At 40.9% G+C, this 23115-nt stretch carries 45 protein-coding genes and 1 pseudogene; all 46 read right to left on the bottom strand.

Annotated features, from left to right (window positions below; genetic code table 11):
* Window positions 1–1150: phage tail spike protein (locus HT708_RS02135; RefSeq protein ID WP_172925911.1), on the bottom strand; the 1150-nt coding region annotated here is incomplete at its 3' end.
* Entirely contained in the window at window positions 1147–1845 is a 699-nt protein-coding gene (locus HT708_RS02140) for an adenylosuccinate synthetase (RefSeq protein ID WP_023937050.1), read from the bottom strand. The genes HT708_RS02135 and HT708_RS02140, both read right to left, overlap by 4 nt.
* Window positions 1845–4256 (bottom strand): PblA, encoded by a 2412-nt coding sequence (locus tag HT708_RS02145; protein WP_172925912.1) that lies wholly within the window; start codon window positions 4254–4256, stop codon window positions 1845–1847. Before HT708_RS02145 ends, HT708_RS02140 begins: the two co-directional genes overlap by 1 nt.
* Entirely contained in the window at window positions 4256–4642 is a 387-nt protein-coding gene (locus tag HT708_RS02150) for a DUF5361 domain-containing protein (protein WP_119942435.1), read from the bottom strand. The genes HT708_RS02145 and HT708_RS02150 overlap by 1 nt, the downstream gene beginning before the upstream one ends.
* 11 nt (window positions 4643–4653) lie before the next feature.
* The gene (locus tag HT708_RS02155; RefSeq protein WP_050365284.1) at window positions 4654–4929 is read right to left on the bottom strand and encodes a hypothetical protein; all 276 of its coding nucleotides are present in this window, start codon (window positions 4927–4929) and stop codon (window positions 4654–4656) included.
* A gap of 5 nt (window positions 4930–4934) precedes the next feature.
* Entirely contained in the window at window positions 4935–5492 is a 558-nt protein-coding gene (locus HT708_RS02160; RefSeq protein WP_119942454.1) for a phage tail protein, read from the bottom strand.
* A gap of 81 nt (window positions 5493–5573) precedes the next feature.
* A complete protein-coding gene (locus tag HT708_RS02165; RefSeq protein WP_000571659.1) occupies window positions 5574–5909 on the bottom strand; it encodes a hypothetical protein in 336 nt (111 codons plus the stop codon).
* Window positions 5906–6142 (bottom strand): hypothetical protein, encoded by a 237-nt coding sequence (locus HT708_RS02170; RefSeq protein WP_000069060.1) that lies wholly within the window; start codon window positions 6140–6142, stop codon window positions 5906–5908. Before HT708_RS02170 ends, HT708_RS02165 begins: the two co-directional genes overlap by 4 nt.
* Window positions 6135–6473: a hypothetical protein gene (locus tag HT708_RS02175; RefSeq protein WP_000221695.1), complete on the bottom strand. Its 339-nt coding sequence runs from the start codon at window positions 6471–6473 to the stop codon at window positions 6135–6137. Before HT708_RS02175 ends, HT708_RS02170 begins: the two co-directional genes overlap by 8 nt.
* A complete protein-coding gene (locus HT708_RS02180; RefSeq protein WP_172925913.1) occupies window positions 6418–6858 on the bottom strand; it encodes a phage Gp19/Gp15/Gp42 family protein in 441 nt (146 codons plus the stop codon). The genes HT708_RS02175 and HT708_RS02180 overlap by 56 nt, the downstream gene beginning before the upstream one ends.
* A 3-nt stretch (window positions 6859–6861) precedes the next feature.
* Entirely contained in the window at window positions 6862–7074 is a 213-nt protein-coding gene (locus tag HT708_RS02185; RefSeq protein ID WP_172922085.1) for a HeH/LEM domain-containing protein, read from the bottom strand.
* A gap of 4 nt (window positions 7075–7078) precedes the next feature.
* Window positions 7079–7975, bottom strand: a complete 897-nt coding sequence (locus tag HT708_RS02190) for a phage major capsid protein (protein WP_172922086.1) — start codon at window positions 7973–7975, stop codon at window positions 7079–7081.
* Between the two features lie 5 nt (window positions 7976–7980).
* Window positions 7981–8445, bottom strand: coding sequence for a DUF4355 domain-containing protein (locus tag HT708_RS02195; RefSeq protein ID WP_138704944.1), 465 nt, complete (start codon window positions 8443–8445; stop codon window positions 7981–7983).
* 81 nt (window positions 8446–8526) lie between these two features.
* The gene (locus tag HT708_RS02200; protein WP_138700364.1) at window positions 8527–9939 is read right to left on the bottom strand and encodes a terminase; all 1413 of its coding nucleotides are present in this window, start codon (window positions 9937–9939) and stop codon (window positions 8527–8529) included.
* 50 nt (window positions 9940–9989) lie between these two features.
* The gene (locus HT708_RS02205; RefSeq protein ID WP_050254363.1) at window positions 9990–10220 is read right to left on the bottom strand and encodes a hypothetical protein; all 231 of its coding nucleotides are present in this window, start codon (window positions 10218–10220) and stop codon (window positions 9990–9992) included.
* A 49-nt stretch (window positions 10221–10269) separates the two neighbouring features.
* On the bottom strand, window positions 10270–10434 hold the full coding sequence (locus tag HT708_RS02210; protein ID WP_172925914.1) for a hypothetical protein: 165 nt from the start codon (window positions 10432–10434) through the stop codon (window positions 10270–10272).
* A 93-nt stretch (window positions 10435–10527) separates the two neighbouring features.
* Window positions 10528–10755: a hypothetical protein gene (locus tag HT708_RS02215; RefSeq protein ID WP_119942444.1), complete on the bottom strand. Its 228-nt coding sequence runs from the start codon at window positions 10753–10755 to the stop codon at window positions 10528–10530.
* Window positions 10742–10957: a hypothetical protein gene (locus HT708_RS02220; protein WP_172925915.1), complete on the bottom strand. Its 216-nt coding sequence runs from the start codon at window positions 10955–10957 to the stop codon at window positions 10742–10744. The genes HT708_RS02215 and HT708_RS02220 overlap by 14 nt, the downstream gene beginning before the upstream one ends.
* The gene (locus tag HT708_RS02225; RefSeq protein ID WP_119942448.1) at window positions 10957–12171 is read right to left on the bottom strand and encodes a polymorphic toxin type 50 domain-containing protein; all 1215 of its coding nucleotides are present in this window, start codon (window positions 12169–12171) and stop codon (window positions 10957–10959) included. The genes HT708_RS02220 and HT708_RS02225 overlap by 1 nt, the downstream gene beginning before the upstream one ends.
* Entirely contained in the window at window positions 12125–13429 is a 1305-nt protein-coding gene (locus HT708_RS02230; protein ID WP_119942450.1) for a hypothetical protein, read from the bottom strand. Before HT708_RS02230 ends, HT708_RS02225 begins: the two co-directional genes overlap by 47 nt.
* 136 nt (window positions 13430–13565) lie before the next feature.
* On the bottom strand, window positions 13566–13910 hold the full coding sequence (locus HT708_RS02235; protein ID WP_001095652.1) for an HNH endonuclease signature motif containing protein: 345 nt from the start codon (window positions 13908–13910) through the stop codon (window positions 13566–13568).
* A 233-nt stretch (window positions 13911–14143) separates the two neighbouring features.
* A complete protein-coding gene (locus tag HT708_RS02240; RefSeq protein WP_000754954.1) occupies window positions 14144–14710 on the bottom strand; it encodes a site-specific integrase in 567 nt (188 codons plus the stop codon).
* Window positions 14711–14999: 289 nt separating this feature from the next.
* Window positions 15000–15428 carry an ArpU family phage packaging/lysis transcriptional regulator gene (locus tag HT708_RS02245; RefSeq protein WP_001165369.1) on the bottom strand — a complete coding sequence of 143 codons (429 nt, stop codon included), beginning with the start codon at window positions 15426–15428 and terminating at the stop codon, window positions 15000–15002.
* Window positions 15429–15500: 72 nt separating this feature from the next.
* Window positions 15501–15731 carry a helix-turn-helix transcriptional regulator gene (locus tag HT708_RS02250; protein WP_172925916.1) on the bottom strand — a complete coding sequence of 77 codons (231 nt, stop codon included), beginning with the start codon at window positions 15729–15731 and terminating at the stop codon, window positions 15501–15503.
* Complete coding sequence (locus HT708_RS02255; protein WP_000005959.1) at window positions 15724–15900, bottom strand: hypothetical protein; 177 nt, start codon at window positions 15898–15900, stop codon at window positions 15724–15726. Before HT708_RS02255 ends, HT708_RS02250 begins: the two co-directional genes overlap by 8 nt.
* Window positions 15893–16125: pseudogene (locus HT708_RS02260) on the bottom strand (DUF3310 domain-containing protein). The gene HT708_RS02255 and the pseudogene HT708_RS02260 overlap by 8 nt, the downstream one beginning before the upstream one ends.
* Window positions 16125–16520: a YopX family protein gene (locus tag HT708_RS02265; protein WP_172925917.1), complete on the bottom strand. Its 396-nt coding sequence runs from the start codon at window positions 16518–16520 to the stop codon at window positions 16125–16127. Before HT708_RS02265 ends, HT708_RS02260 begins: the two are co-directional and overlap by 1 nt.
* Window positions 16517–16777, bottom strand: a complete 261-nt coding sequence (locus tag HT708_RS02270) for a DUF1372 family protein (protein WP_000819333.1) — start codon at window positions 16775–16777, stop codon at window positions 16517–16519. Before HT708_RS02270 ends, HT708_RS02265 begins: the two co-directional genes overlap by 4 nt.
* The gene (locus HT708_RS02275; protein ID WP_000724358.1) at window positions 16774–16968 is read right to left on the bottom strand and encodes a hypothetical protein; all 195 of its coding nucleotides are present in this window, start codon (window positions 16966–16968) and stop codon (window positions 16774–16776) included. Before HT708_RS02275 ends, HT708_RS02270 begins: the two co-directional genes overlap by 4 nt.
* Window positions 16968–17225, bottom strand: coding sequence for a hypothetical protein (locus HT708_RS02280; protein ID WP_000584495.1), 258 nt, complete (start codon window positions 17223–17225; stop codon window positions 16968–16970). The genes HT708_RS02275 and HT708_RS02280 overlap by 1 nt, the downstream gene beginning before the upstream one ends.
* Window positions 17225–17785: a DUF1642 domain-containing protein gene (locus HT708_RS02285; RefSeq protein ID WP_172925918.1), complete on the bottom strand. Its 561-nt coding sequence runs from the start codon at window positions 17783–17785 to the stop codon at window positions 17225–17227. The genes HT708_RS02280 and HT708_RS02285 overlap by 1 nt, the downstream gene beginning before the upstream one ends.
* Before the next feature lies 1 nt (window position 17786).
* On the bottom strand, window positions 17787–18104 hold the full coding sequence (locus HT708_RS02290; protein WP_000969624.1) for a hypothetical protein: 318 nt from the start codon (window positions 18102–18104) through the stop codon (window positions 17787–17789).
* Complete coding sequence (locus HT708_RS02295; protein WP_050261587.1) at window positions 18076–18408, bottom strand: hypothetical protein; 333 nt, start codon at window positions 18406–18408, stop codon at window positions 18076–18078. Before HT708_RS02295 ends, HT708_RS02290 begins: the two co-directional genes overlap by 29 nt.
* Window positions 18398–18589, bottom strand: coding sequence for a hypothetical protein (locus tag HT708_RS02300; protein WP_023938752.1), 192 nt, complete (start codon window positions 18587–18589; stop codon window positions 18398–18400). Before HT708_RS02300 ends, HT708_RS02295 begins: the two co-directional genes overlap by 11 nt.
* Window positions 18576–18743, bottom strand: a complete 168-nt coding sequence (locus HT708_RS02305) for a hypothetical protein (protein WP_000233205.1) — start codon at window positions 18741–18743, stop codon at window positions 18576–18578. The genes HT708_RS02300 and HT708_RS02305 overlap by 14 nt, the downstream gene beginning before the upstream one ends.
* 15 nt (window positions 18744–18758) lie before the next feature.
* Window positions 18759–19154: a single-stranded DNA-binding protein gene (gene ssb / locus HT708_RS02310; protein ID WP_000609557.1), complete on the bottom strand. Its 396-nt coding sequence runs from the start codon at window positions 19152–19154 to the stop codon at window positions 18759–18761.
* Between the two features lie 98 nt (window positions 19155–19252).
* The gene (locus tag HT708_RS02315; protein ID WP_050261588.1) at window positions 19253–19468 is read right to left on the bottom strand and encodes a hypothetical protein; all 216 of its coding nucleotides are present in this window, start codon (window positions 19466–19468) and stop codon (window positions 19253–19255) included.
* A gap of 9 nt (window positions 19469–19477) precedes the next feature.
* The gene (locus HT708_RS02320) at window positions 19478–19939 is read right to left on the bottom strand and encodes a methyltransferase domain-containing protein (protein ID WP_023937069.1); all 462 of its coding nucleotides are present in this window, start codon (window positions 19937–19939) and stop codon (window positions 19478–19480) included.
* A complete protein-coding gene (locus HT708_RS02325) occupies window positions 19939–20133 on the bottom strand; it encodes a hypothetical protein (protein ID WP_166727859.1) in 195 nt (64 codons plus the stop codon). The genes HT708_RS02320 and HT708_RS02325 overlap by 1 nt, the downstream gene beginning before the upstream one ends.
* A 14-nt stretch (window positions 20134–20147) precedes the next feature.
* Window positions 20148–20918, bottom strand: a complete 771-nt coding sequence (locus HT708_RS02330) for an ATP-binding protein (protein WP_000228206.1) — start codon at window positions 20916–20918, stop codon at window positions 20148–20150.
* Entirely contained in the window at window positions 20912–21070 is a 159-nt protein-coding gene (locus HT708_RS02335; protein ID WP_000511763.1) for a hypothetical protein, read from the bottom strand. Before HT708_RS02335 ends, HT708_RS02330 begins: the two co-directional genes overlap by 7 nt.
* Entirely contained in the window at window positions 21058–21867 is an 810-nt protein-coding gene (locus HT708_RS02340; protein WP_001289773.1) for a phage replisome organizer N-terminal domain-containing protein, read from the bottom strand. The genes HT708_RS02335 and HT708_RS02340 overlap by 13 nt, the downstream gene beginning before the upstream one ends.
* Window positions 21860–22156: a hypothetical protein gene (locus tag HT708_RS02345; RefSeq protein WP_119942791.1), complete on the bottom strand. Its 297-nt coding sequence runs from the start codon at window positions 22154–22156 to the stop codon at window positions 21860–21862. Before HT708_RS02345 ends, HT708_RS02340 begins: the two co-directional genes overlap by 8 nt.
* Window positions 22157–22171: 15 nt before the next feature.
* Window positions 22172–22492 carry a hypothetical protein gene (locus tag HT708_RS02350; RefSeq protein WP_172925919.1) on the bottom strand — a complete coding sequence of 107 codons (321 nt, stop codon included), beginning with the start codon at window positions 22490–22492 and terminating at the stop codon, window positions 22172–22174.
* 10 nt (window positions 22493–22502) lie between these two features.
* Complete coding sequence (locus HT708_RS02355; protein ID WP_023937079.1) at window positions 22503–22793, bottom strand: hypothetical protein; 291 nt, start codon at window positions 22791–22793, stop codon at window positions 22503–22505.
* Window positions 22794–22897: 104 nt separating this feature from the next.
* Window positions 22898–23041 carry a hypothetical protein gene (locus HT708_RS02360; protein WP_000389586.1) on the bottom strand — a complete coding sequence of 48 codons (144 nt, stop codon included), beginning with the start codon at window positions 23039–23041 and terminating at the stop codon, window positions 22898–22900.
* Window positions 23042–23115 lie beyond the last annotated feature (74 nt).

The following is a 23115-nucleotide window of genomic DNA, read 5'->3' on the forward strand; positions in this document are numbered from 1 at the left end:
CCTTAGCCTTGGCAAGTTCGATGGCATCCGTGATAGCTTTCTCACGCTTGTCAAACTCAGCGTCAAAAGCACGGTCAGCGTTGGCGATTTCCTTTTTCAAACGTTCTTCAAAAATCTGATGCAGATTTCGGCTTTCATTCAAAACGGCATCATTTACAATCCCACCGATCGCATTTGCAAGACTGGACTGGAAGGTCCCAAAACCTATTGATTTTAGACGTTTTGCCATTGGCGAATAGGTATATTTGGTGATTTTCTTACGAACATCAAGACCGTACCACTCATGGTAGATACTGACCACATCAAACATCTGCACCGCAACATCACTCTGACCGACAACCGAGATTTCAAGGTTATCTTCTAGCATGTCGCACATACTTGTCCGAAAATACTGCTTACCATATGCAATCAAGCTAGCCTCATCTGTCACGTCTTGGTCATTGACCTCCACGACATCTTCATAGATTTGGCTGTAGTTCCCAAGTAAGGGGCTGTCAATCACCACCATATAATCATGGTCAACCGCATTTTCTCCCTCGCCCTTAACAGTCGTTTTAAAGGTTATCCGAGTTTTTAAAGACTTCGTTGAGGTCTTGTGCTGGTAGCTGGACAAGTTTTTCTTGTACATAAAAAGCGATTCATTTTCAGAACCGCCATTTTTTAACAAGCGTAAGTTGTAACCGTTTCGCACCATATCTCCGCCCCACTGACCAAGGATAGAGTGCTTGTCTTTGGCCAAGACCTCCATGGCATTCTTGTCCTTGATATTGAGCGTATGCCTATCATCAATATCAGAGAAGAAAGAAAAAGGATTGGCTCTGGTAATACTACCAGCAAAAGCACTCAACACCCTTGTACCACTGACACGGTCAACCTCGATAGAGCTAACGATGTAATTATTTAACAAACTGATAACCTGATTGGCATAGACTTGAATATATCCTTGTTGCTTTTCAACCTCAAAAATATAAAAATCCTGCTCACCATGCAGGTCATCTGCAGTCAGAAAAGTTTCCTCTTTCAGCAATTCCCACTTGGGATCCGATGTAGGAAAGCGAAAGGTCAGTTGATAGGTATTGTTCCCCAAATGGACAATTTCATCATTGTAGGACTCGTTTAAAGGCCTATTTCCCTCTGTAAGATAAATCATAAAATATACCTCCAATTCGGCCGAACTGTGACCTTACGAACCGCACCAGTAAAGACCAGACCGTTACTACCAACTGCCAACTCAAAGAAGCCTCCACGTTTTCGTAGCGTATTTTGAACCGCACCATCTGCGTTGTAGATATTCTGCTTCTTATGCCTACAATCAATGGTCACTTTTCGTCTAATCGTCAAGTGCATGGTTGTCCGTCCGATAGTCAAAGAAATATCTCCGTCCCCCTCAATCTCAATTACAGGCTCACTATAGACAGAACCTGGATTGTTGACATTACCGCTTGCGGTAAAAATAAGAGGAGCAAGATTTTTCTGATAGCGGAACGGTTGCATACTCAGCTTAAGCTCTAGCTTCCAGGCATGCATCCCATGAGGGCTATAGGTTGCACCAATAAAATCCGCATAAAAGACAGAACCCAACTGGTAGCTAAACTCCAGCACATTGTCCTTAGGCTGAAATTTCTCCACGATAGTCGAAACATCCAGTAACTTAGGAATGTAGAACGAAAAAGTCCGTTCATAACTCTCATAGCCACCATCCAGCACTCGATAACTTCCGTTGGCTCCGTAGAGGTTAGCATCTTCAACCACCCTAGGTTTAGCTGCCTCCACCTGACCAAAATCCGTCACCACGCAGTGAGGGATAGTTGATGTATTGAAACCATTGATAATCATGTAAAACATTACATTCCCTCCCTAGCATAAATCGCACCTTGACGTTGGTAGACGCTCATTGAAATTTTATCAGCGTCCAGGTAAGTATCTGACGGCTTTTCAAGGATAGCGGTAAGGATCTTCTCCATACTTGCTCTCAGAATCGCTATCTCAGACACGGTTTGACTGTCTTTTGCCTCTAGTTGAGCGCTTGGCATAGCCAAACTTGCTTCAATATTCTTGGCAATGGTAGGTGTTCCACTCAAACCAAAATTATCGTTTGAAAATGCACTTGAGATTTCACCAGCCATTCCGCTGACAGATTTCTTAACACCTTTGAAACGGTCTTGCAACCCTCTATTCAAACCTTGCATAATCGCATTACCAGCAGGAATCAAGAGCTTACGGTCATATTCAATCGGACCTTTGTGGTCACGAATCCAGCTAGCAATACCACCAACGAAGTCAGTTACTGCTCCCCAAGCAGACTTCAAACCGCCTAGGAATCCATCAAGGATAGCCTTACCTGCTGACCATAGGTCAATATTTCGAATACCATCAAAGATACTCGTAACATTACTTACAAGATCACGAACACCTTGTTTCATGCTTTCCCAAGCCTTTTTAGCTCCTTGTACAAGTCCATCAATCAGACCTAAGACGGTTGATTTCAAACCTTCCCAAGCACTGCTTGCGACAGATTTGATTGTATTCCAGATGTTAGATAATATCTGAGCAAAACCATCAAAGATAGCCTTACCTGCAGCAGACAACCCTTTCCAGATAGCCTCACCAACACCCTTTATAGCATTCCAAGCTGTGCCCCAGTCACCATTGATGATAGCCATGACTGCTTTTATAATGCCACCAATGACATCCATAGCCGTCTGAATAGCAATCTTAATCAATTCCCAAACCGTCTTCACTACAGTGCAGATATTGTTCCACGTCGTTTCAATGAAAGGAGCAAGGATATTCATTGCGGTTTCAATAATGGACTGAATAATCGGCATAACCGTCTGAATAACTGTCTGGATGGCGTTCCAAACCGTTGTGAACGTTTGTTGAATCAAACCTTGATTTTCAGTCCACCATAGGGAAATGCCGTCCCAAACAGACCTAATAAAGTCAACAACTGCTTGGATAATTGGAGCAACAACAGCCATCATATTGTTCCAGACGGTCGTAGCTGTTTCAACAATACCATTCCAAACTTCGGTCAAGACTGGTGCGACAGACTGCCACACCCCAGAGAACCAATCCATGAATCCTTGCCAGATTTGCCTTCCCATCTCGGTTTGAGTAAAGAAATAAACCAAACCTGCAGTCAATGCAGCAATCGCTGCGATTGCAATTCCGATTGGATTGGCACTCATTGCAGTAAAAAGACCCGTGACTGCTGTTTTAATTGTCGTTAAGATAGCAGGTATTCCAGATAGCAATCCCGTGACTGCCGAAAATGCTTTAAAAGCTAAAAATGCAGAACCAAGAGCGGTAACGATACCACCCATGATACTTCCTAGACCTTCTCCAAAGATCCCACTGAAAACACCCTTGATTCCTCCTAAAATAAGGTTAGGAATTTGCTTCAAAATATTTCCGATCATCGGAATCAAGTTTCCGAAGAGAAATGTGGATGTCGTTTCTAGCAGAGATTGTAATGCAGGTTGAATATCTTCACCCAATGACAACTTTCCAAGCACATTCTGAGCAGCTGCTTTCATAGATTCAAATGATCCAGTGAAAGTTGTTGCTGCCTCTCGCGCTGTTGTACCAGTGATGTCCAAATTCTCTTGGATAGCGTGGATGGCGCTATAAACATCTGACAAGTTATTCATGTCATACTTAACGCCTGTCAGTTTTTCTGCGTCGGACAAAAGCCGTTGCATTTCTTGTTTCGTACCACCGTAACCGAGTTTTAAGTTGTCGAGCATGGTGTAGTTTTGCTTGGCAAAACCTTGATAAGCCAGCTGAATGCTTTCCATAGATGTCCCCATCTTATTGGCATTATCCGACATATCAATCATGGCCATGTTAGCTGTTTCTGCTGCTTTATCTGTATCTCCACCAAGAGATTGTAGTAAGCTGGCTGAGAAACCTGTAACATTTTCCATATAGGCATTGGCCGATAGACCTGTTGTTTTGTAGGCCTCGTTTGCAAAGCCTTTGACCTTATCAGCTGAATCTTTAAATAAGGTTTCGACACCACCAAGCGATTGTTGAAGTGCTGCCCCTTCATTTATCGATTCTCCAATGGCCTTACCAATTCCAGCAGCAGCAATAATTCCTGAAACAGCGCCTATCATTTTAGATCCGAGGGATTCGCCTGCGCTAACGCCAGCAGAGGCAACTTCACCACCCATTTCCTTTTGAATCATGCCACTAATACCTTTAGCAGACGGAATGATTTGTACATAGGCTTTTCCTAATTCGGTCGCCACTATTCATCACCTCCTGTTTTCGCAAGTAAAGCCTTGCGATAGTTTTCAAAGTCCTCACCAGATTCAAAGACGAGATAATCCCTTTCGTCACTCTCTTCTTTGTGATTTTTTGTAAGCAATTCAGCAATTGATGCAGGACGATTAACGCCCTTTTGCCCATCTTTTGTTTGCAACCACAAAGAAATCGAAAGTCTGTCTACGATATTTGCGAGTAAAGTAATTTCGAGAGAGACAATTTGGTCAGACATGATCTGCTTTATCCGTGAATCATCACGTAAACCATACGCAAAAACAGCCACCTCATTTAAAGGTAGCTGTTTATAGTCGTATATTTGATAGGTTTCTGCTAAATCACAGATAAGGGCATCTTCGTCCAAATTCATCATCTGAGCAAGGACTAGGATTTTTTTAAGCCGTTAACTGATTCAAAAACACTCTTGATTTCATCTGCCATTTTATCATTTGGCACAATGCCATCTTCTTCTCTTAGGTGGTCTTTAAAAGCCTTGGCTTGCTCATCTCCGAATAAAAGTTTTACAACTTTAGGAAAGACTTGACCTTGTCCTTCGTCAACTTCACCAATCAATTCCAACAATTCATAGTTGTTTAAACGACGCTCAGAAATTTCGAATTTAAAACCTAACTTCGTTTCCCCTTTGAATGTTTTACTCATTTATTTTACGCTCCTTGAATGTATTCGTAGTGAGTGTTCTCACTGTTGTCTGGCAATGCAGTGATTGTCAAATCATAGCCGATAGGTTCGCCGTCTTTATAGTTAATTTCGCCAATTTGGCTAACCTTACCACGAGGAATGACAACACGTTTCACACAGCCATTTTTCAGCAAAGTATCAATAACCAATCTATGTTCTGGCAACTCCTTACCATTGGCTGTTACAGTGATACCTGTTTCAAGGGTTCCTGAAACGTTATCTGGTCCATAGACTTCTTTCAAGACTTCAATGTTAAGACCCTCAATCAATTTGTATTTAAAGGTATCTTTCTTTTTAGTTTGAGAAGACAAGACTGTTTGTCCTCCCCAAGCCTTGACTTCTTCTGACTCTGGTGAGTTCTCATTGGTCAATCCATCTTCTGAAATATACCCAAGCGTTTTAAATGCTGGGTTCAAGGTTGTTTTTGCATTCGTTGGAAGATCTGTTCCAGCTGGAGCAGTAGAAACCGCCCCTCCGATTTTCGGCTTAGCAGCCGTTACATTTGATGCTGATGCAGTCGTCATATTCTTTCCTCCTGTTGATTCTGCATTTGGTGTTCTTACTTCTGTCTCTTCTAATTCTGGCGCCAAAACTACACCTCCTTTTTAAAAATAATTGATGTCATATACCGCTTGATAGCGATATTGCTTCGTTTCCGTGTCTGTAAAGTTGTAGTCACTATTGTGATGCACACCGCTGACTTCGTTGACCGTGATGAGATCCTCAACTACTTTCTTGACTTTCTCATTCAGCTCAGCAGCCTTTTGAAGTGATGGTGCATAACTTTGAAAAGCAAATGTGGCGGAATGAACGTAGTCACTTCCACCACTTCCAGTCTTTTCTAAAATGACATAACTCTCAGGCATATTCGGTTTATGTTCAAAAAAAGACGGAACATCTAACTGTCCGTCCAAAAATTTCTTTATAACTAATTCGATCATCTCATAGCCTTCAGTAAAATATTATGTTTTTTATTTCTAGCCATGCTCTTGATATCAGTCGTACTAATCTTTGCATTGGCACGCTTTTGCCCTGGCGATACAGTCAATTCAAACCCCTCACCAGCTCTTTCAGCAATCCCTTGCCCTTTCTCCCTCAAAATGCCCTGCATTTCGGAAGAACGTAGCAAGGCAGACACGCCAGCCGAGTTCAATTGAAATTTCATATTACTCATAAACTTCAACCATGACCTTTCTATTCCAAGATAATGGAATCATTGACTCAATCCCCTCTTGAGGGATTCCAATCGTCCGCCATTTACGACCAAAAAACTTGACCTCACGGTTTTCCCACTTGTTAGTATCCCCTTTAGGAATACCAAGTGTATATTCCGCCTTTTTCCCAGTCAAGTTCATTTGATTGATGACGTCCTCTGATGAAGTTGGGGCAACCAATACATTTTGAACCTCAATCTCAACATCACGATGAATTGGATGACCGAAATCGTCGTTACCAATTTCTACCTTGTCCACTAAAATGACAGGGATTCCTTTTAGGTAGGTCATAAATTTCAATCGCTCCATATCGTTGTTTTTTATTCAAACCAAGCCTTTTAAGTTCGGTATCTTTGATAAAAAGACCGCCCCCAGGCACAAGGTAAGAACCACTAAACGAATAACCCAAGGCACTTTCAGCAACCTGAGTCATTGGTTCATGGTCTGTTGAGGTCATGAGGGTTCGTGCCACGATATCGACCGTGACAGACTTGGCAACACTAGCAAATGACACGCTCTCAGCTACCATGTCGTCAAGGTCTTTACCGACTTTTTCAGCTTCCACTCGCAAAGAATTAGATACAACTTCCAACAAAGCCTCAGCCCTTGCACGCTCATCAAATTTCAACGAGCGCCATAACAATTCCAAGTCTTCAATCTTTGCAAAATTTCCCATAAATTACCCTTTATGACTCTTATAAAGGCTGAGTAGCTCTGACTTCTTGGCATTCTTTTCATAGTGAATACCCAGCTCATCTAAACTAGATTTTAACTCAACGACAGTCAGATGTTCTTCCTCAATCACTTGCTTTTCCACAGGCACCCAATCTCCGCCAAGAACACTCTCAGCGGAGATAATCACGCCCGTTTTCGTATCACGGTATAAAGTCATAATCTTACGCTTTCACACGAGCGAAGGCATCTTCATCAAGGATACCCCAGCCAATAAAGGCTTCCGCACGCAAACAGATTTCATTGTAAGCTTTAAGGTCACGACCTGCGCCATCTGGATCACCGTATTCAATGATTTCCATTGGGATATTTTCAGCATAACCCCATTTGAAGCGGTTTTGAAAATCCCCGACAATAGCATGGTCTGTCTCGGCACTACCGCCAGTTACAGTAAGGTTCTTGTTGATATCTGATTTCATTCCGTAGAATGAATCAGGATTTTGACCAAAACGGAACTCAGGATATTGAACGACATCATTTACTTTAACTTTCGCCAATGCTTGACCTGCTATTGGTGACAAGGCAATACCTGTTACCTCGCAACCGCGGGCAATAACCTGTTGTACTGCATCTTCAAGGTTTTCATCAATTTTTGCTTCATCATACGTCACGACACTTCCGCTAATCACACCATCAAATGAGTTGGTTGCACGGAAAGAAGCGTCCGTCATTGTTTTTGGTTCAAGCCCATGAAGAGCAGCAAGGTCAAAGGCTTCCGCAATCTTCTTAGCAAAACCGTCCATATAAGCTGACAAGAAATTCATTTGCTTTTCTTCTGAAGCATACTTGAACTCATCTGTAATGCGAGCTTGGTAAACAAATTTAAGCGGTTTGATAATTTTCGAAGTCAACTTCGCTTTATTTCCAAGTTTTTGCTCACCCTCACCAACGATTTGCGCATTACCTTCAAGGTTGAAGATGAATTGCTCCACCCCATTAAATGGAATTGGGGTTTGTGCCGACAATTTAGCCAGTACAGATTTCCCCTGTACCTTGCTAATCAATTCTGTTACTAGTTCTGGTTTAAAAAGTGTTCCAGCTTTCATTGCATTATCTGCCATAAATTCTATTCTCCTTTTGGTTGTAATTCACGAAGCATCTGCTTCATTTGCACAGTTTTGTCATCACCGATAGGGGGCTCAGTATCTCTTAGCGGTGCTTGAGGTGTTGCTGGACGCATAAAGCCAGCTAGACGCTCAGCGTCAGCCTTTAATGCCTCTTCGTCAGCACCTTGAAGACGGTCAGCTAAGTCATAAGGCAAGCCATTTTGTAAAGCGATACGAGTCCGCAAGCTAGCAGTTTCATAATTGCTCACTTGCCCCTGCAATTCAGTGATTTGAGCGTCTGATTCGGCGATTGTCTGTTTTGTTTCCTCAACAGTAGCTTTCAAAGCGCCATTTTCAGACTCTAGTTCAGAAACACGTTTTTTTAGATCATCATAATCACCGAATTTTTCACGCTCACGTCTGATACGTTCCTTCACGATGTTATCTAGCTCTTCCTGTGTTTCAATCGTTTTAAATTCAGACATCTTCATGTCTCCTTTCTCCTGCTTTCCCGGCAGTTCGGTAATTTTTAGGCATCAAAAAAAGCAGTCTCTCAACTGCTCCTCTTAATAACTGATTTTTTGCTTTTTCTTAGGCTTAGTTGTCACACAAGCCCAATGCGCAAGCAAGGCGCTATCCATCAAAGAAATATCCATATCCGCAAAATGCGAGCGATAGCCAAACCCACCGTTTGAACCGATGTTCCGCTTCTCGCAGTTGGTTGTGATTTTCTTCAAAGACGGTTGACCAGCATGACACAAGGTCTTTTGATAAATCCCTTGTTCCCACATAGAGTTAGCCACGATGATTTCCTTAACCGTGGGCAATATCACGCTCTTCATGCGTTCCTTCTTCAACTCTTCATCAAGGATTTTCTGACCACTTGCCCCATCGACTACGATAGTAGCCACATCAGCACGCTTGACAAAATCCAAGATCCAGTCATTCCCGTTACGGACAGACTGACAGTCAATTGTCTCAACGAAAATCCGTTCATCTACAGTACGAACAGCAATACTTAATGCCACGTTTGCGCCATCTTGACCATATTTGACTCCGACAAACAACTTACCTGACAAATCAGGCATAGAGTCCACACACAACTCATTCCATTCCGTTTCCGAAATAGCAGATTTCTGGTTGTATTCAGGCCAATAACCCAAACGCTGAACATTATGGTCTAGCTTATCATCACCAAGCTCAGCTTCTATCTTCCGCTCATTCAAATGGCAACCCATAGAGGGATTGGAATTATACCAGGCTTCGACATCATCAATCTCTTTTTCTTCAGAGACCGACCATTCTGCCCAACCTGAGTATTTTCCTCTCCCAAATAGGCAAGTCTTACGGTAGTTTGTGAATACCGTCCCATTTGAAACAGGTGTAGGAGGTGTCCCACACATGATTGTAATCGGATTGCTACTATCCGTTACCGTATATTTTAAGGCTGATTCCTGCTCAGTCGTATATTCCTGAGCCTCATCGATAACGAGAAGGTCAAAACCTTCCCCCAAACCACCATTGGATGTTCTGGTACGGAATTGTACAATCCCACCACCGTCAAACAGTTCAATCCTCTCTTGTCCCTTGGCTCGTATAGAGCTAAAGTGTTCACCGTCCACATACCCCATTTTTTCAAGGTAACGTTTCACCTTTTCAAAAGAGGAATGAGAGGTGGATATTCTATGAGCCGTGTGTAGGATGTTTAGTCCATTATGCAGGCCCCAAAGTTCAAAAAGGTACAAGAGTTCGGATTTCCCATTACGACGAGGAATAGAGTAGCCAAATTTTTGATGCACCCACAAACCATTCTTATCAACCGCCATGATAGAGGTCAACAGATTGACTTGCCAAGCGTAGCAAGAAAGACCCGTCCGCTCGTAGATTTCTACCGCTTCTTTCGCCTTAGAATTTTTCTTGACGTACTTTAAAATTACCGATTGAGTAGGATTCTGATTGCCAAGTTTCTTTCTAGCCATCCACTGCTCCTTTCAATCGTACCGCATGATAACCCTATCGCTGGGATGATTTAATTGATTACGTTCAAAATATAGTTTTTAGCAACATCTAGCATTCCCAATGCCTGCAAACTACTATCCCAACTATAACCAAGATTTATCTCACCATCTTTATCCAAAGAAACTACCAATACCGAAGTATAGTCATGACTAGCCTCAAGATTTTCCTCCAAAATTTCTTTCACAGAAGCACCACGCTCCAGACTAGACTTTTTCTCTGAAAAATCAATCACGTTTCCCATTGTTACTCCTTTCTAAGCATAAGAAAAGCACTTAGATTTCTCTAGGTGCTTAATACCAAGCGAAAGATTTCTCACTTGGTAATTCTCCTTTATCCCACATCTGCTTCACTGCTCCACGAGCCTTGTTCGCATAGTAAGGATAACCTAGTTCTTTATCATAATTCGACTCGATGGCAACTGTAACTTCACCAGTGCGCTCATCAATCTCAATCATACCTGGGTCACGGTTTTCAGGAATATACCAATAACCCTTACTTTTTGAATTGAAAATTTTAATAAGTTTAAGAATTATAGGTCTCCTTTCTGCTTAATACCAAGCAACTTGCCCTGATTCTTTCAAGCTGCCGTCTGCATTTTTTAGATTTATGATGCATTTTGACACATAATCAAAACCATATCTTGGGGGATCATTTCGCTTTACCTCACGGGTAGAAGGATTAAATTCAAATATCTCCCTTCTACTTACATCACCTTCAGGAAAGACCTCGTAACGGTAAAAACCATTCACAACTTCAATCAAATTAAATTTTAACATTATTCTTCCTTAATTCTATTGACTTGATTTCGGATTCATTGAATCCAACATATGGATGTTTATCGGTCCTTATCGTAATTTCATCATAGAGTTCATCTTCTGTATCTTGTTTTCCAGTAAAAGTATTACAATGACCTTCAAGAATTTGACCATCAACAAAAGTAACTCGAATATCTTTTCCTAAATATTGTTCTAAATTCATTACTGATCTCCTTTCTTAGGTACAATGTGAGTTCTCTTTTCAGAATGATGGATTTTAATAGATGTCACTTCTGAGCCATCTGAACCATTGATTCCGATTGGGTAACCTAACTCTATTATCTCTTTGTTCGTTCTTCTTCCGTGTCTGTCAAGCTCAATACGACCAGTTCCGTGATGTTTATTAAACAATTCCTGAACATCAACTGAATCATAGATATAAGATTTCCCTGCTTTATGTGTTGATTCCATATGCGGCAACTGCTTTTCAGGGTTTATTTTTTTACCCCATTCCCCCGTTTGGATTTTCTGGTAAATAAATACTTTATCTTTCAGTTGCTCATATTCTTTAACATCATTATACTTTAATTCTCTAAATTTAGCTACTGATTTAGGAGCATTTTTGCGACCTAATACCTTAACAATACTTCTGTACTCTCTCTTGTCGTCCGCTGCAAAGTTATCTTTGATATCAATGAGTTGTTGTTTACGACGCTCTTTTTCATTGCTTGCTTCCTTGATTATTTTCTTAGACCATGCATTTTGTTGTTTACCATTCTTAGGATGGTAATCTATTGTACATCTACAACGTTGATGTCTTCTATAAAATCCTGATGGCTCTGTGCCGTAAAGATATTTACCAACTAGCGATTGACACCAATCACAGCAATGCCCAGTTGAATTACGCTCAATAGTCGGATGCAATCCCACTTTATGATGGAACTCCGCATTTTTTCGAATGCTATCATCCACAATGCTCTGACTAAAATTTACAATCGGATCATCAAGCAACCATTTTACATCATCAAAACTTTCCTCACTTGCTAAACGATTAACCAGACCATCAATTCGGTCTTGATTAAGTTCAGGAACCTGAGCAGTTAACCCGATTTTAGCCTCAGAGTTCAAATTCTTCTGAATTTGCTCAGTATAATCACTCACAAGCTCATGATTTCGCCCCAGAACGTCCGTCAGCACACGTTGAGCGATATTGTAATACATTTTACCGTCTGGTAGCGTTTCGTTCGTTAGAGAAGCTCCCAGAGCCTTAGAAAGTATCTCCCCAATTTCAATAGCATATTGATTAGCATCCAAATAACTTGCCTTGCTATGATGCAGTTTAGACAGTAAGTCTTTCAAAACCTCGCTGTCTAGCCTAGCACCTTCAAACTCAGACTTGATTTTCTTGAGCAGGCTCGGAACGATATCCTCCACCATCTGCACCCTCCTTCACTACTGGAGCAGGCTTGTCTGACCCCTTAATTCCAGTCAAGTCACGGATGGTTTCAGCATCCATATAACCAGGCACCGCTTGATTCAGTTTGATAACACCATCACCAATCAAGGTCAGCATGTTAGCGTCTGCCTCAAACAAAGGTTCCCACTTCACAACCGTTTTATTGAACTGCTTTCTCAAATAAGGAAACTCATCTCGTAAACAAGTTGCCACATAAGCCACATTTAGCAAACCAGAGCCTAGAGAGCGCTGAGCCTTTCGACCAGCTAACCGCAAGTTCTCATGACTAGCCTTGATAGCTTCAACAGATGATGGATTATCTGAAACAAACCCAAGGTCATCCAAGGTCAAACCCATCTCCCCAGCGAATCCAGCTGCTGCAGTCCGTAACTGCTCAGTAAAAGGAGACATGCTGGATGTGGTGAATTGTCCTACATTCGGCTTATCCCCTTCATCATCTTTGGTAAAGGTCAGCAAGCTGGACACAGTCGCTTTCCAAGTATCAATCGCCTCAGCATCTTGACTCAATCCCAACACATACTTCTGAGGGAATGAATAGAACTCAGCAGTCACATCCGACCGCTCAAGCGTTCGTTTAGCATATCTCTGATAGTACATCCCAGCTCTAGTAATTCGTGACCGACCAAACGGACGGACAGCATCAGGTCTATGAATGACTGGCACCAGCAAAGGAACCCCAGTTGGATTTCCGATTGCAAACGGCTTACCATCTTTCGGATAGAACCAAGTCACATCACTAGTGAAGTAAGCCTCAAGCACGGCATAACCATTGTCATCCCGTTTCAAAACGGCATAGCCCTCTGTCAGCAAGCCAGTGATAGGATCCAGAACACCAGTCGCGTTGCTTGCCTCAATAACCTGCAACCGAGGAGCGTCATCATCGTCTCCTTGCGAGATGTAGACAAAACAACACGACCCAATCAAAGCTGAAAGGATCGCGCTATCAAAGAATACATCTGGATTGTTCTGAGCAAAGATTTCATTCGCTCCAAACTCATCATTGGCAAACTCACGAAAGACCAAACGATCTGCAAGACTGTCAACACCCTTAGCAGCCCAACCTAAGACTGCCCGATATTGTTGCCTGATTTGAGGTGGTATCGTAATACCAACATCTACCTCATTGTGTTGCATAGCATACTGTTTGTATCTAGTATCTACACCCATTTTGTAATTGGCTAGCTTCTTCCTGAGATAGCCCATGCCTTTCAATGTCATTTTATACAACTACCTTTCATTTCCCGCGAGAAAAAATGTACAGTGACGGTGTGAAGCCCTGAAGCACCGAGGGGGAGGGGGTCATCCCCCCACCTTGGCAGGAACACTCGTCCTTTTTTTAATCACGTTTATTTTTTTAACCCTTATACTTAAACCAATCTGTACTTTGTGGTAAGTTCCTATTACCAATGACCTTTGTTCCGTTTGTCTTCTCATCAGCATATAGCTTGTCAGACTTCTGTCTATTGCATTGCCAATGCGCCAACTGCAAGTTAGCAATGTCAGATGGATGTCCGTTCTTATTTACTGGAACGATGTGATCAATGACTGGACTTAATGGATGAGGATATCTCAGGTCTTTGTCTACAGGCTGGCCACATATCCCACAAGTGTTTCTTGTCTTTAAGATAATCTTCTTATTCTTCTCAAAGGCTACTCTATGGGGTCCACTACGGTCCGCTCGGAGGGGGTTGGTATTCATCTAGGGAGGGAGTCCTTTCTTTTTAATGGAGGGGGTTGGTATTCTCAAATGTACCCCTCGGTATCTTTCAAAGTAGGGGTGTTTTTAGTGCACCCACCCCCTCTTGTATTTAACATATCTTATATTCTGTTAAATAAAATTAAACAACTTCAAAGTCAAGAGTATCAAGGCTTCTACCATATTTTTCTAAAAACTAATTTACATTTTCTCATTATGTAAAATAGATAGGCTATTTAGTAATCAAATGATAGTATACTCTGGTCAAGTTCGTCTTGACTATAACCGATATATCCTAGTGTGATGTCTGGTGTGGAATGATTGAATATCTTTTGTAGGATAGCTACATTACTATTCTTTTTGTAATGATGATATCCAAATGTCTTCCTCATCGAATGAGTTCCTATATGATTCAAACCTACATATTTAGCTGCATCTTGAAGTATTTGATAGACTGCTACTCTTCCAATGTGTGTGATACGAACACCATCTGTTCTCTTTTTCTTTTTACTTGGAAAGAGATAGTCGTACTCTGCTAACTGATTATCTTTAATGTATCGATTGATTTCTTTTCTGAGAGGGGGGCTGATTGGAAAATACCTTATCTTACCAGTCTTCTTCTCTTTTAGTTCAATCCTATCAGCAATTACTTGCTTGACTTGAAGAGGTACTATGTCGCTCACTCTTAAACCAGAGTAGATTCCAAACATGAATAAAACATAGTTTCTATCACTTTTGTTTTTCAAGTAATCTTTGATTCGTTCTATATCGTCTAAATCACGAATTGGTTCTACTTTCTTCATGTACCTCTCCTTTCCTACATAAAAAGCCACTGGTCGTGGCATTGAATATGACAGTAGCTGGAATTGAACCAACTGGTCTAGCAGTAAAACGCACGCTTGATAAAAGTTTCAAGGAGAGCCAAACAACCTGCTAACCTGTCCTTACTGTCTAAGAGGCCGAAACCTCTGTATTTTTAGGAGTCCTCATGACTGTTCGTTACCCAATCATTGGATAATACTATTTTAGCACCTTTTTTCGTTCCAATTCTCCCAAGATTTTCCCAGATTTTTCCCAAGATTTTCCCAGAAATCACTTGTAAACCAAAAGATTGCTTGCTTGATAGGACTCCGCGAACTCTAGTAGAGCTTTGTTTAATATCCGATAATACTCACTAGATGAGTAGCCTAGTTCTGAGTAGATGCTGTAGTCTTCCCTCCTTTTCTTCCTGCAATATCGTTCGATTAGGATACGTGTGTATTCCATATCGGAAAGATTGTTGATTGCTTTAGCGATTAGTTCTAAATCCTGCTGAGCAGACACTCTACGCACAACCATACTTTCTACCTGCTTACTTGTCTGGCCACTTGATGACCTTGGTTCAAGTGAGTAGGATATTGTTATTTTGGGGGCGTATTCTTCTCCAGCTATCCGTCTCAGACGACTGTATTTTTTAAGGACTTTGATAGCTTCCTTTCTGGTTTTCTTTTCATCGATGATATCCAATAACTCTATTTGCACACGAACTCCTCCTCATGATATAATAGTTATGCGAAACCATACCATGAAGGTCAGCCGTGTGCTGGCTTTTTTTCATGCCCTACTCCCGAGAATAATATCAGCAGGAAAAGCAAAGTAAGTACAGATATCTTCTACATTATAAATATTCGGTACACTTTCCTCCTTCTCCCATTGAGCAATTAGGTAGCGACTATAGCCTAGTTTAGCTGCTAACTTTTCTTGTGACAACTTCCTTTCCTTACGTTTTTGCTTTAGCAAGAAAGCAAACCTACTTGCTTGTCTTGGATTTAATTTATCATTCATCATCCACCTCGATCTTTACGACAGCTCTACCATTTGGATTTCTTCTTTGCGTGGATGCAAAAGTGTAATACTTTAACATCCTTTCAGCAATACCTGTTTCTTTACTGATTTCCGCAAGAGTTCCCAATGTTATGAACACGTCGCCTTGATATAACGCGTATTCACTCATGTTCCATCTCCTCAATCAGCCAATCAAGGTTCTTGCGTGCTTTCTTCAGGTCTTCAAGGCCGTTTTTCTTTTGGTGTCGTAGTATGTACTTCAAACTGTTCCCCATAAAAAACCTTTCAACTGTTCGTCTGTCATGAAGTTCCTTAAAGCATCGATGGATTCCATACCATACCAACCTTGGTAGTGGCTTGGTTTATTTATATTGTCAATTATTTCTGGGTTCATTATTTATCCTCCAAAAGCTCTGGGTTTTCGTAGATGTTGCCGATGATTTCCTCGTCTTCAGTCCACGCATATCCTTCTCCCAATCCTTTTAGGTATACAGCTGGCATTCCTCCGAAATACGTACCGCCATATTCTTTTTCTATATAGACTTCGTGAGCGCATCCTTTTGTACATTTTATAATATCTCCGATAAAGACCTCTTTGTCGTTCTTATCCTTGAGTCCTGTTGATTGCATGATACATTCATAATCATCAAAATGTAACCACTTTTTTCTATATTCAATCCAAATGATAGGACAAGTCCAGTTTTCATCATCTGTGTCACAATTGCCTACCATGACTTTGTAATTCATTTCTTTTCGCAGTCTATCCCACGCTCTAAATTTTGGTATCATAACATCACCTCATCCCCAACTTTCACTTTCTCATACACGTCCTTCGTAACCACGAACACACCGTAATCACTAATCGTAAGCGTGTATAATTTTCCATGTCGTCCTTTCTCGACGACCTTACCAAAAATCTCAGCACCTGCGTTATCCGCCTTGTAGATAACCATCGGCTTTTTCTTTTCTAGTTCTGCAATCCTGTCCATCTGCCAGATGTTTAGTCCAGCAGATACCAGAATCCAGATAGCTATGAATCGTTTCAATCTGTTACCTCCTTGATTTTAACAAATAAGATCTTGCTGGGATTGAGCAACACAATCTCAGGACCAAGATTGATTTCAAGAAGTTGCTTGTTTTCATAACGAAATTTTAATTCATTGATAAAATCATCTCTATCTGTTTTGAATTCTATTTGCTCGCCTCCTAACCCTATGATAAACGTTATTTTCTTCATCACTCCACCCCATTTCTCAATTCAAAATCAATTCCATACATAAGCAAATGGCTTTGAAAATCAACAAATTCTTCAACCATTTCAGCTTCTTGAAAGTCGTTATTCTCGACTGAAAGCAAGAAATCATCAATATCATTTCTTTGGACACTTCCGTATTCTGTCTTTGTATGTTCCATAGCTGTTTCATAGCCATCTACATCAATTGTGTAGCGTATTCTGCCACTCGAAAAATCATATTTGTAATTCTTGATAATCATCACTCAACCTCCTCAATCTCAATCCCTGGACAATCGAATACCCAGCCGAAACCAGCGTCTTCTAGTTCTTTACGGGTGTGGGAATATATAGCATTGTCTAAACTAAGGCTTTTTGTAAAGTAATACCTTTCCAAAAGTTCTCCATAAACCAACATATTTTCTTTAATATTCCCTTTAATCTTAACCCGATACCGCTTCTCTTTCTCGACCTCGTAGCCGAAAATCCAAGCTAGTGCGAAAAGTTCGGAATTATCCCAGTACCATTCTGCTACTATGTCAGACATGCTTGCGTCTATTGAGTAGGACAGTGTATGCCCCAGTTTTTTCTGTTCTGTGATAAATTCAGCCACAAACTGCGGAACTTTGACTGGTTGCGGTTCGTCCTTGACATAAATCGCATCGTTTGGAGCAATAATTTGTTCGCCGTAATCGAGTTTAACAATATTCTCAACAAACCTGTCAGCAAGCACCTTTAAGCCAACTATCTTCCCTTTTATTAAAATCTCTGTTCCGATAGGGAACAAAATCCGTGGGACATTAATCAATTCCTGCTTATTCATCTTAGTTTCCTCTATAAATCAAATAAACTGCAATAACTACCTGAGCCATGCTTGGCGAATAGCCAACCCAATCATCAAACTCCTTAGATTTTGGCAACCAACCCTTAGTAGCTCCCAAATCATAGTCGGTAGGCTTTTCATCAGCGAAGATGCATTCCATCGCTCCCATAAATGTCATACCATCTTCTGCCATTTCCCAAAAATAGTCCACCCGGTCTTTCACTGCTTGTGGTAAATCTTGCTTGGGAGGTTTGGCCTTCCCGTCTTCTACCGTCCAGTTGTATACTGCATTAACTTTTTGCTTTAAATCTTCCATCATCTTCCAACTCCTCATTATATTTTTCTACCAATTCATGCAACCACGACCAAGGTTCGGTTTCTTCAACGATTGGGTCAACTTCCCTTTCTTGCAACCAAGCTGAGAAATTAACCACATTATCAATGTAGATTGTGTCGTAATCGCCCCAATCCCAAACAGTTAAATAAATTTCTGTTTCAGTTCCATTTTCATCTTCAACCGTTATTGAACCATTTTCAACCCACGCTGTACCAAAACACAATTCGCAAGTGCCAGTCTGTTCTTCTTGAAAATCTGAATGGTATTCTGTCACTTTATATTTCATCTTCCAACTCCTCCACTTTCCCTCTTAATTCTTTATTCTTTTTCTTCAACAAATCGCGCTCCAGCGCTCTAATCCGTCTCTTGCGTGCATCGCACGGTTTCGAATACTCGATTATCTTCTCTTCATTTTGCTCAATTGTGCGTTTCAGTCCTTCGATTACTACCTGTTTATCGTAATTCATCGTCTAAAAATCTTTCAATAGCTTCTCTATAGGAGACTTCCGCCATACCGTCTAAGTCGTTCAGGGCTTCAATATAGTCTGGACGCCCTTGCCCATACTGCTTTTTCAAAAACTCAACAAAGAGATGAATTTCCTGATAGGTTACTCCAACCATATTTCTTACCTCCCACTAAAACGGAAAATCATCTTCCTCAAGGGCGTATCCTGGCATTTGTTCCTCAATATTCGAACGGTTAGCAGTATCATCACGCTTTTCAAGTCGCTCAAAACCATCTGCGACCACCTCAGTCAGATAGACCCTGCGCCCCTCCTGATTCTCATAGTTCCTTGTCTGGATGCGACCCGTCACACCGACCAGATTGCCCTTCTTGCACCATTCTGCGAATAGCTCCGCCTGCTTGCGCCACATCATACAGTTGATGAAGTCCGCCTCTCGCTCGCCGTTAGCTCCCTTGAAATTCCGATTGACCGCCAGCGTAAAGGTAGCAACCGCCACATTCGACGGCGTATATTTTAATTCAGGGTCTTTCGTCAAGCGCCCCACTAACGTAACATTATTGATCATCTTTCTTGTCCTTTCTTGCTGCACGTTCTCCGATTAAGTAGCCGAGAAATAGCCATAGAATAGCCATGCCAAATTCTTTAATAAGTTCAATCATTTTCTTATCCTCCTGAAAAAGTTGCTAAATAGTAACAATCCTTCGCACCATAGTCAAACCGTGTCGTCCGCTGACCAATGTGCTTCTGAAACCTTGGCTGAGTGATAGCCGAGAAAGCCCACTGATGATCTTCCATTTGCTCAATGAGATCATCGACATTGTCAAACATCCCAAGGTAAAACTTGCAGTGCCCGTTGTAGACGAAGTAAAGATTTAGCATCAATACCTCCTAAAATTTCATAAAAGCCATCCAGTGAGTTGTCCCACGCTGTTGCCCAAAAAGTGGTTGTTGTGGGACTAATTCCAAAATTTCCTTAACATTTACTTGAGCATCAGACCACTTGAAAATAAGTGTTCCTCCTGTTTTCAAAACCCTAAAACATTCTTCAAAACCTTGTTGTAAATCTAATCTCCAAGTCAACAAGTCTAGTTGTCCATATTGCGCACGCATGAATGATTTCTGGCCAGCCCATAAAAGGTGTGGTGGATCAAATACAACAAGGTTGAATGTTTCATCATCAAATGGCATATCTCGAAAATCTGCAACAATGTCTGGCTTAACATTGATTTTCTTTTTGTGAATCTCAAATTCCTCTTCACGTCTATCCATGTATGTTGTGTGTGGTTCATTTTTATCAAACCAAAACATTCGAGAGCCACAGCAAGCATCTAGTATTCTGATATCTTTCATCACTCCACCTCAACAGGGTAAAAGTTCCCAAAAGATCCTCTCAATGCCTTGCCTACCTGTACAGCTGCCCCACGAGAAACAAACCGCATGGCTTTCTTCTCCTCAGAACATGAAATGTCCAAGCCAGTCACACCAATAACTGCGGACCTCAGAAACGGCTTATCCTCTCTTGTCCCATGCTTTAAAATAAACATCAGCCACCTCCATTCTAAAAATAGTGCTTCCGCTTGTTTGTCAAGTCATTGAAAACCATCAAATGGTCTTTATCTACACCCTTCATCAGTCTGGACATAAAGGGTCTGCCATATCTTTTCTGAATATCAGCAGAAATCAAATTGGTGGTAATGATTGTATTTGAACGCTTATTCAGGATATTGTAGAGAATAGTAAACGACCATTCGCTATCCTTCTCCATGCCCAAATCATCCAAAACCAAGAACTTAGCGCTAGCAATCTTATTGACCAGGAACTCTTCCTGACTAAAATCAGCTTTAATCTTCATCAACAAGTCCGTCACATTGATAAAAATCGCAATCTCTTTCGTGTACTCAGATAGAGCCTTAACCATCGCAAAGGCCAAATGGCTCTTACCAGTTCCAGCTTCTCCTTGTAACACGATGTTGTTCCTAGCCCCCTCAGACCACTCACGACAAATCCTCTTTGCAAAAGCTAGCTTTTCCGCTTCTTTTTCAGTGGGTGTCTCAAAGTTGTCCAAAGTCGCATTTTTCAAAACCTCATCATAAAGAGAAAACTTCTCAAGATAGTATTTCCTCTCTCGCTCATTCTCAGCGTCGGCCAGTTCATTCACTCTTGCTTGATTCTCCTCATGGATCCGCTCAGATTCACACATGCGGCATACAACACTCTCAGTCCGCAATATCTTTATCAAAGGAATGTTATGCTTTTCGCAAAACTCATCTTGTTGTTCTGTATTCCTGTGATAAGATAAGGCAATCTCCTCAAACACATTGTCTACCATGACAGACGACCTCCACATTCATGCCAGCTAGCCATTTCAGACAAGCATGCAACCACTTGATGAATTGGTTGGTCTGCTAAAAGAGTTTTCTTCTCGTAGCTTAACGGATAATAGTCAATCTCGAATTGTTCAATTAGTTCTAGTATCCCCATTCGTCCTTGGCCTCCTGTTCTTCTTTCTTATCCTTATTCTTTTTCTCTGATTGACGAACCTGCTCAACAGTGGTAACATTGTTCATCTGCCAATTTCTTAAAATCCCACCAATATATTTGATGTTCGGCTTTCCTGAGTTAATAGCAGTCTTCAATGCTTCTTTCACCAAATCCACATCATTCTCATTTAGGAGATGGTTGATTTCTTCAATTTCAAATCCAGATAAGAGCCTACGAAATTCAGATTGAAAAAGTTCTAAGATATTTTCTTGACCACCACTACTAGTAGTAGTAGTTATTCTTTTCTTATTCTTATCTTTATCTAATCTATTCTTATTCTTATCTTTATCTTCTTCTAGTGCGTTACCGTCCGTTACTGTAACGTTACCTGTAACGTTACCAAGAGCAAGATTTTTCTGTTTTTTACGGTATTTGGCTACACGGTTGCGTGTCTGTTCCTTTATTTTCTCCATTCCGTCAACGTTTTGATGTTTTTCCCAATTTGGCAAGCTAATAATACCATCGATAATCTCAATCATCCCAAACTGTTCAAAAACTCCAATAGCCATTCTTACTGTATTCAATGGTCTACGAAAAATAGTAGCTAACATTTCATCTGTATAGTGAACCTTATCAGTCATCATCAACAAACCATTACTGTTATGTTTTCCAGCAAGTGTCAAAATCTTGAACCATATCACTAAGATGGCATCAGGATCAGGCAAGGCATCAATCAGGCAAATCTTTTCATCGTCAAAAATATCGGTTGTGATTTTTATCCACTTAATTTCAGACATACCTAGCACCCCACTTCCTACGGTTAGCGCGATACTTCATTCGCATATCCTCATAGATGTACCTGCCTTCCAGCTCCATTTTTTCAATCTTTAGCAGCTTATTTTTAAGCTCCACATCACGATAGTCCTTAGCTAGTTTTTTATAGTCTGTTAGGTATTCTTTGACTAGTAATAGATTTTTATAATCGTTTTCCCATATCGTAATAAAATGTCTTGAAGTTGATTCCCTTCCTTCCAGTTCTTTAACAATCATAATCAGGTTATCCAGCGATTCAATCAATTCTTCCATTTCTTGACCTCATCATTACAAAAGTCTGATTGCAGACTGTTTCGGATCTGGCAAGGCTAGAGGCTCAGGGCGCAATCCTACAGGCGGTTCGTTGTCGTAGGTGAAACCCTTGAACTCTCTACGAATATTCTTACGAATTTCTTGCCATTTGTCCTCTCTACCACGTTCGTATGCATGATTACGCACTTGGATAATCATAGACGCAAATTCTTGCTCTTCTCGTCTTTCTTTTTCCTTACGCTCCTCTTGCAATTTGATGTGACGATAAGCCCCTGCAAATCCAATCAGCAAAGCTCCAACACCCATAAGCTGGTCTAAAATCGGTGGTTCAAACATTTTTATCTCCTTATGCTCTTAATTTTCGTACTTCTTTCTCTAATTCCAAAATTTCATAAACATCATTGACATCGTACATAATATCTTTTCCTTGCTTACGAAATCTTAACCCTTTACGTTCTAATTTCTTAATATAGGCATGAGTAAAGCCAAACTTCTTCATCAAAGCCTGTTGATTGATTGGCATACGATCATTCTCTAACTGCTCCTTGACCTGCTTTTCAGCAAAAGCCAGTAATTGATTGGTGAACAATTCAGCACTTTCGCCGTCCAATCGTAATTGTAACGTTATACCTTCCATTTTTTACATCCTCTCAACTATGCGGGCAAGCATTTTTGTGATATAATGATTTTGATTATTTTAGTATGCGCCTGATTGCCGTCAGGTGCTTTTTTGCGTTGTTGTCAAACTGTTTTACTTTCCAGCGCTCTGAGTTCTATCTCATGGCTGACTTGTCTAAATAGCTTCTCACACGCTATTTTAGCTTCTCTGTATGTTGTAGATTCGCTGATGAAGTAATCAGCAAGTTCGATGATTTTGTCTTCCATTTAACCTCCTATATCGGTCTTGAGACTGATGTAATATCCTCCTAAATTGCTATAATACTCTTGACTAATATCTC

The sequence above is a fragment of the Streptococcus sp. 3613 genome, assembly GCF_013277375.1.
GTDB classification, from domain to species: Bacteria; Bacillota; Bacilli; order Lactobacillales; family Streptococcaceae; genus Streptococcus; species Streptococcus pseudopneumoniae.

Bases quoted from the DNA above. Each gene is read 5' to 3' on its own strand.
- HT708_RS02140 (WP_023937050.1), bottom strand. From the start codon at position 1,845: ATGTTTTACATGATTATCAATGGTTTCAATACATCAACTATCCCTCAC.
- HT708_RS02150 (WP_119942435.1), bottom strand. From the start codon at position 4,642: ATGATGAATTTGGACGAAGATGCCCTTATCTGTGATTTAGCAGAAACC.
- HT708_RS02155 (WP_050365284.1), bottom strand. From the start codon at position 4,929: ATGAGTAAAACATTCAAAGGGGAAACGAAGTTAGGTTTTAAATTCGAA.
- HT708_RS02160 (WP_119942454.1), bottom strand. From the start codon at position 5,492: ATGACGACTGCATCAGCATCAAATGTAACGGCTGCTAAGCCGAAAATC.
- HT708_RS02165 (WP_000571659.1), bottom strand. From the start codon at position 5,909: ATGATCGAATTAGTTATAAAGAAATTTTTGGACGGACAGTTAGATGTT.
- HT708_RS02170 (WP_000069060.1), bottom strand. From the start codon at position 6,142: ATGAGTAATATGAAATTTCAATTGAACTCGGCTGGCGTGTCTGCCTTG.
- HT708_RS02175 (WP_000221695.1), bottom strand. From the start codon at position 6,473: ATGACCTACCTAAAAGGAATCCCTGTCATTTTAGTGGACAAGGTAGAA.
- HT708_RS02180 (WP_172925913.1), bottom strand. From the start codon at position 6,858: ATGGGAAATTTTGCAAAGATTGAAGACTTGGAATTGTTATGGCGCTCG.
- HT708_RS02185 (WP_172922085.1), bottom strand. From the start codon at position 7,074: ATGACTTTATACCGTGATACGAAAACGGGCGTGATTATCTCCGCTGAG.
- HT708_RS02190 (WP_172922086.1), bottom strand. From the start codon at position 7,975: ATGGCAGATAATGCAATGAAAGCTGGAACACTTTTTAAACCAGAACTA.
- HT708_RS02195 (WP_138704944.1), bottom strand. From the start codon at position 8,445: ATGTCTGAATTTAAAACGATTGAAACACAGGAAGAGCTAGATAACATC.
- HT708_RS02200 (WP_138700364.1), bottom strand. From the start codon at position 9,939: ATGGCTAGAAAGAAACTTGGCAATCAGAATCCTACTCAATCGGTAATT.
- HT708_RS02205 (WP_050254363.1), bottom strand. From the start codon at position 10,220: ATGGGAAACGTGATTGATTTTTCAGAGAAAAAGTCTAGTCTGGAGCGT.
- HT708_RS02210 (WP_172925914.1), bottom strand. From the start codon at position 10,434: ATGATTGAGATTGATGAGCGCACTGGTGAAGTTACAGTTGCCATCGAG.
- HT708_RS02215 (WP_119942444.1), bottom strand. From the start codon at position 10,755: ATGTTAAAATTTAATTTGATTGAAGTTGTGAATGGTTTTTACCGTTAC.
- HT708_RS02220 (WP_172925915.1), bottom strand. From the start codon at position 10,957: ATGAATTTAGAACAATATTTAGGAAAAGATATTCGAGTTACTTTTGTT.
- HT708_RS02225 (WP_119942448.1), bottom strand. From the start codon at position 12,171: ATGGTGGAGGATATCGTTCCGAGCCTGCTCAAGAAAATCAAGTCTGAG.
- HT708_RS02230 (WP_119942450.1), bottom strand. From the start codon at position 13,429: ATGACATTGAAAGGCATGGGCTATCTCAGGAAGAAGCTAGCCAATTAC.
- HT708_RS02235 (WP_001095652.1), bottom strand. From the start codon at position 13,910: ATGAATACCAACCCCCTCCGAGCGGACCGTAGTGGACCCCATAGAGTA.
- HT708_RS02240 (WP_000754954.1), bottom strand. From the start codon at position 14,710: ATGAAGAAAGTAGAACCAATTCGTGATTTAGACGATATAGAACGAATC.
- HT708_RS02250 (WP_172925916.1), bottom strand. From the start codon at position 15,731: ATGAATGATAAATTAAATCCAAGACAAGCAAGTAGGTTTGCTTTCTTG.
- HT708_RS02255 (WP_000005959.1), bottom strand. From the start codon at position 15,900: ATGAGTGAATACGCGTTATATCAAGGCGACGTGTTCATAACATTGGGA.
- HT708_RS02265 (WP_172925917.1), bottom strand. From the start codon at position 16,520: ATGATACCAAAATTTAGAGCGTGGGATAGACTGCGAAAAGAAATGAAT.
- HT708_RS02275 (WP_000724358.1), bottom strand. From the start codon at position 16,968: ATGAAGAAAATAACGTTTATCATAGGGTTAGGAGGCGAGCAAATAGAA.
- HT708_RS02280 (WP_000584495.1), bottom strand. From the start codon at position 17,225: ATGATTATCAAGAATTACAAATATGATTTTTCGAGTGGCAGAATACGC.
- HT708_RS02285 (WP_172925918.1), bottom strand. From the start codon at position 17,785: ATGAATAAGCAGGAATTGATTAATGTCCCACGGATTTTGTTCCCTATC.
- HT708_RS02290 (WP_000969624.1), bottom strand. From the start codon at position 18,104: ATGATGGAAGATTTAAAGCAAAAAGTTAATGCAGTATACAACTGGACG.
- HT708_RS02295 (WP_050261587.1), bottom strand. From the start codon at position 18,408: ATGAAATATAAAGTGACAGAATACCATTCAGATTTTCAAGAAGAACAG.
- HT708_RS02300 (WP_023938752.1), bottom strand. From the start codon at position 18,589: ATGAATTACGATAAACAGGTAGTAATCGAAGGACTGAAACGCACAATT.
- HT708_RS02305 (WP_000233205.1), bottom strand. From the start codon at position 18,743: ATGGTTGGAGTAACCTATCAGGAAATTCATCTCTTTGTTGAGTTTTTG.
- ssb (WP_000609557.1), bottom strand. From the start codon at position 19,154: ATGATCAATAATGTTACGTTAGTGGGGCGCTTGACGAAAGACCCTGAA.
- HT708_RS02315 (WP_050261588.1), bottom strand. From the start codon at position 19,468: ATGCTAAATCTTTACTTCGTCTACAACGGGCACTGCAAGTTTTACCTT.
- HT708_RS02320 (WP_023937069.1), bottom strand. From the start codon at position 19,939: ATGAAAGATATCAGAATACTAGATGCTTGCTGTGGCTCTCGAATGTTT.
- HT708_RS02325 (WP_166727859.1), bottom strand. From the start codon at position 20,133: ATGTTTATTTTAAAGCATGGGACAAGAGAGGATAAGCCGTTTCTGAGG.
- HT708_RS02330 (WP_000228206.1), bottom strand. From the start codon at position 20,918: ATGGTAGACAATGTGTTTGAGGAGATTGCCTTATCTTATCACAGGAAT.
- HT708_RS02335 (WP_000511763.1), bottom strand. From the start codon at position 21,070: ATGGGGATACTAGAACTAATTGAACAATTCGAGATTGACTATTATCCG.
- HT708_RS02340 (WP_001289773.1), bottom strand. From the start codon at position 21,867: ATGTCTGAAATTAAGTGGATAAAAATCACAACCGATATTTTTGACGAT.
- HT708_RS02345 (WP_119942791.1), bottom strand. From the start codon at position 22,156: ATGGAAGAATTGATTGAATCGCTGGATAACCTGATTATGATTGTTAAA.
- HT708_RS02350 (WP_172925919.1), bottom strand. From the start codon at position 22,492: ATGTTTGAACCACCGATTTTAGACCAGCTTATGGGTGTTGGAGCTTTG.
- HT708_RS02355 (WP_023937079.1), bottom strand. From the start codon at position 22,793: ATGGAAGGTATAACGTTACAATTACGATTGGACGGCGAAAGTGCTGAA.
- HT708_RS02360 (WP_000389586.1), bottom strand. From the start codon at position 23,041: ATGGAAGACAAAATCATCGAACTTGCTGATTACTTCATCAGCGAATCT.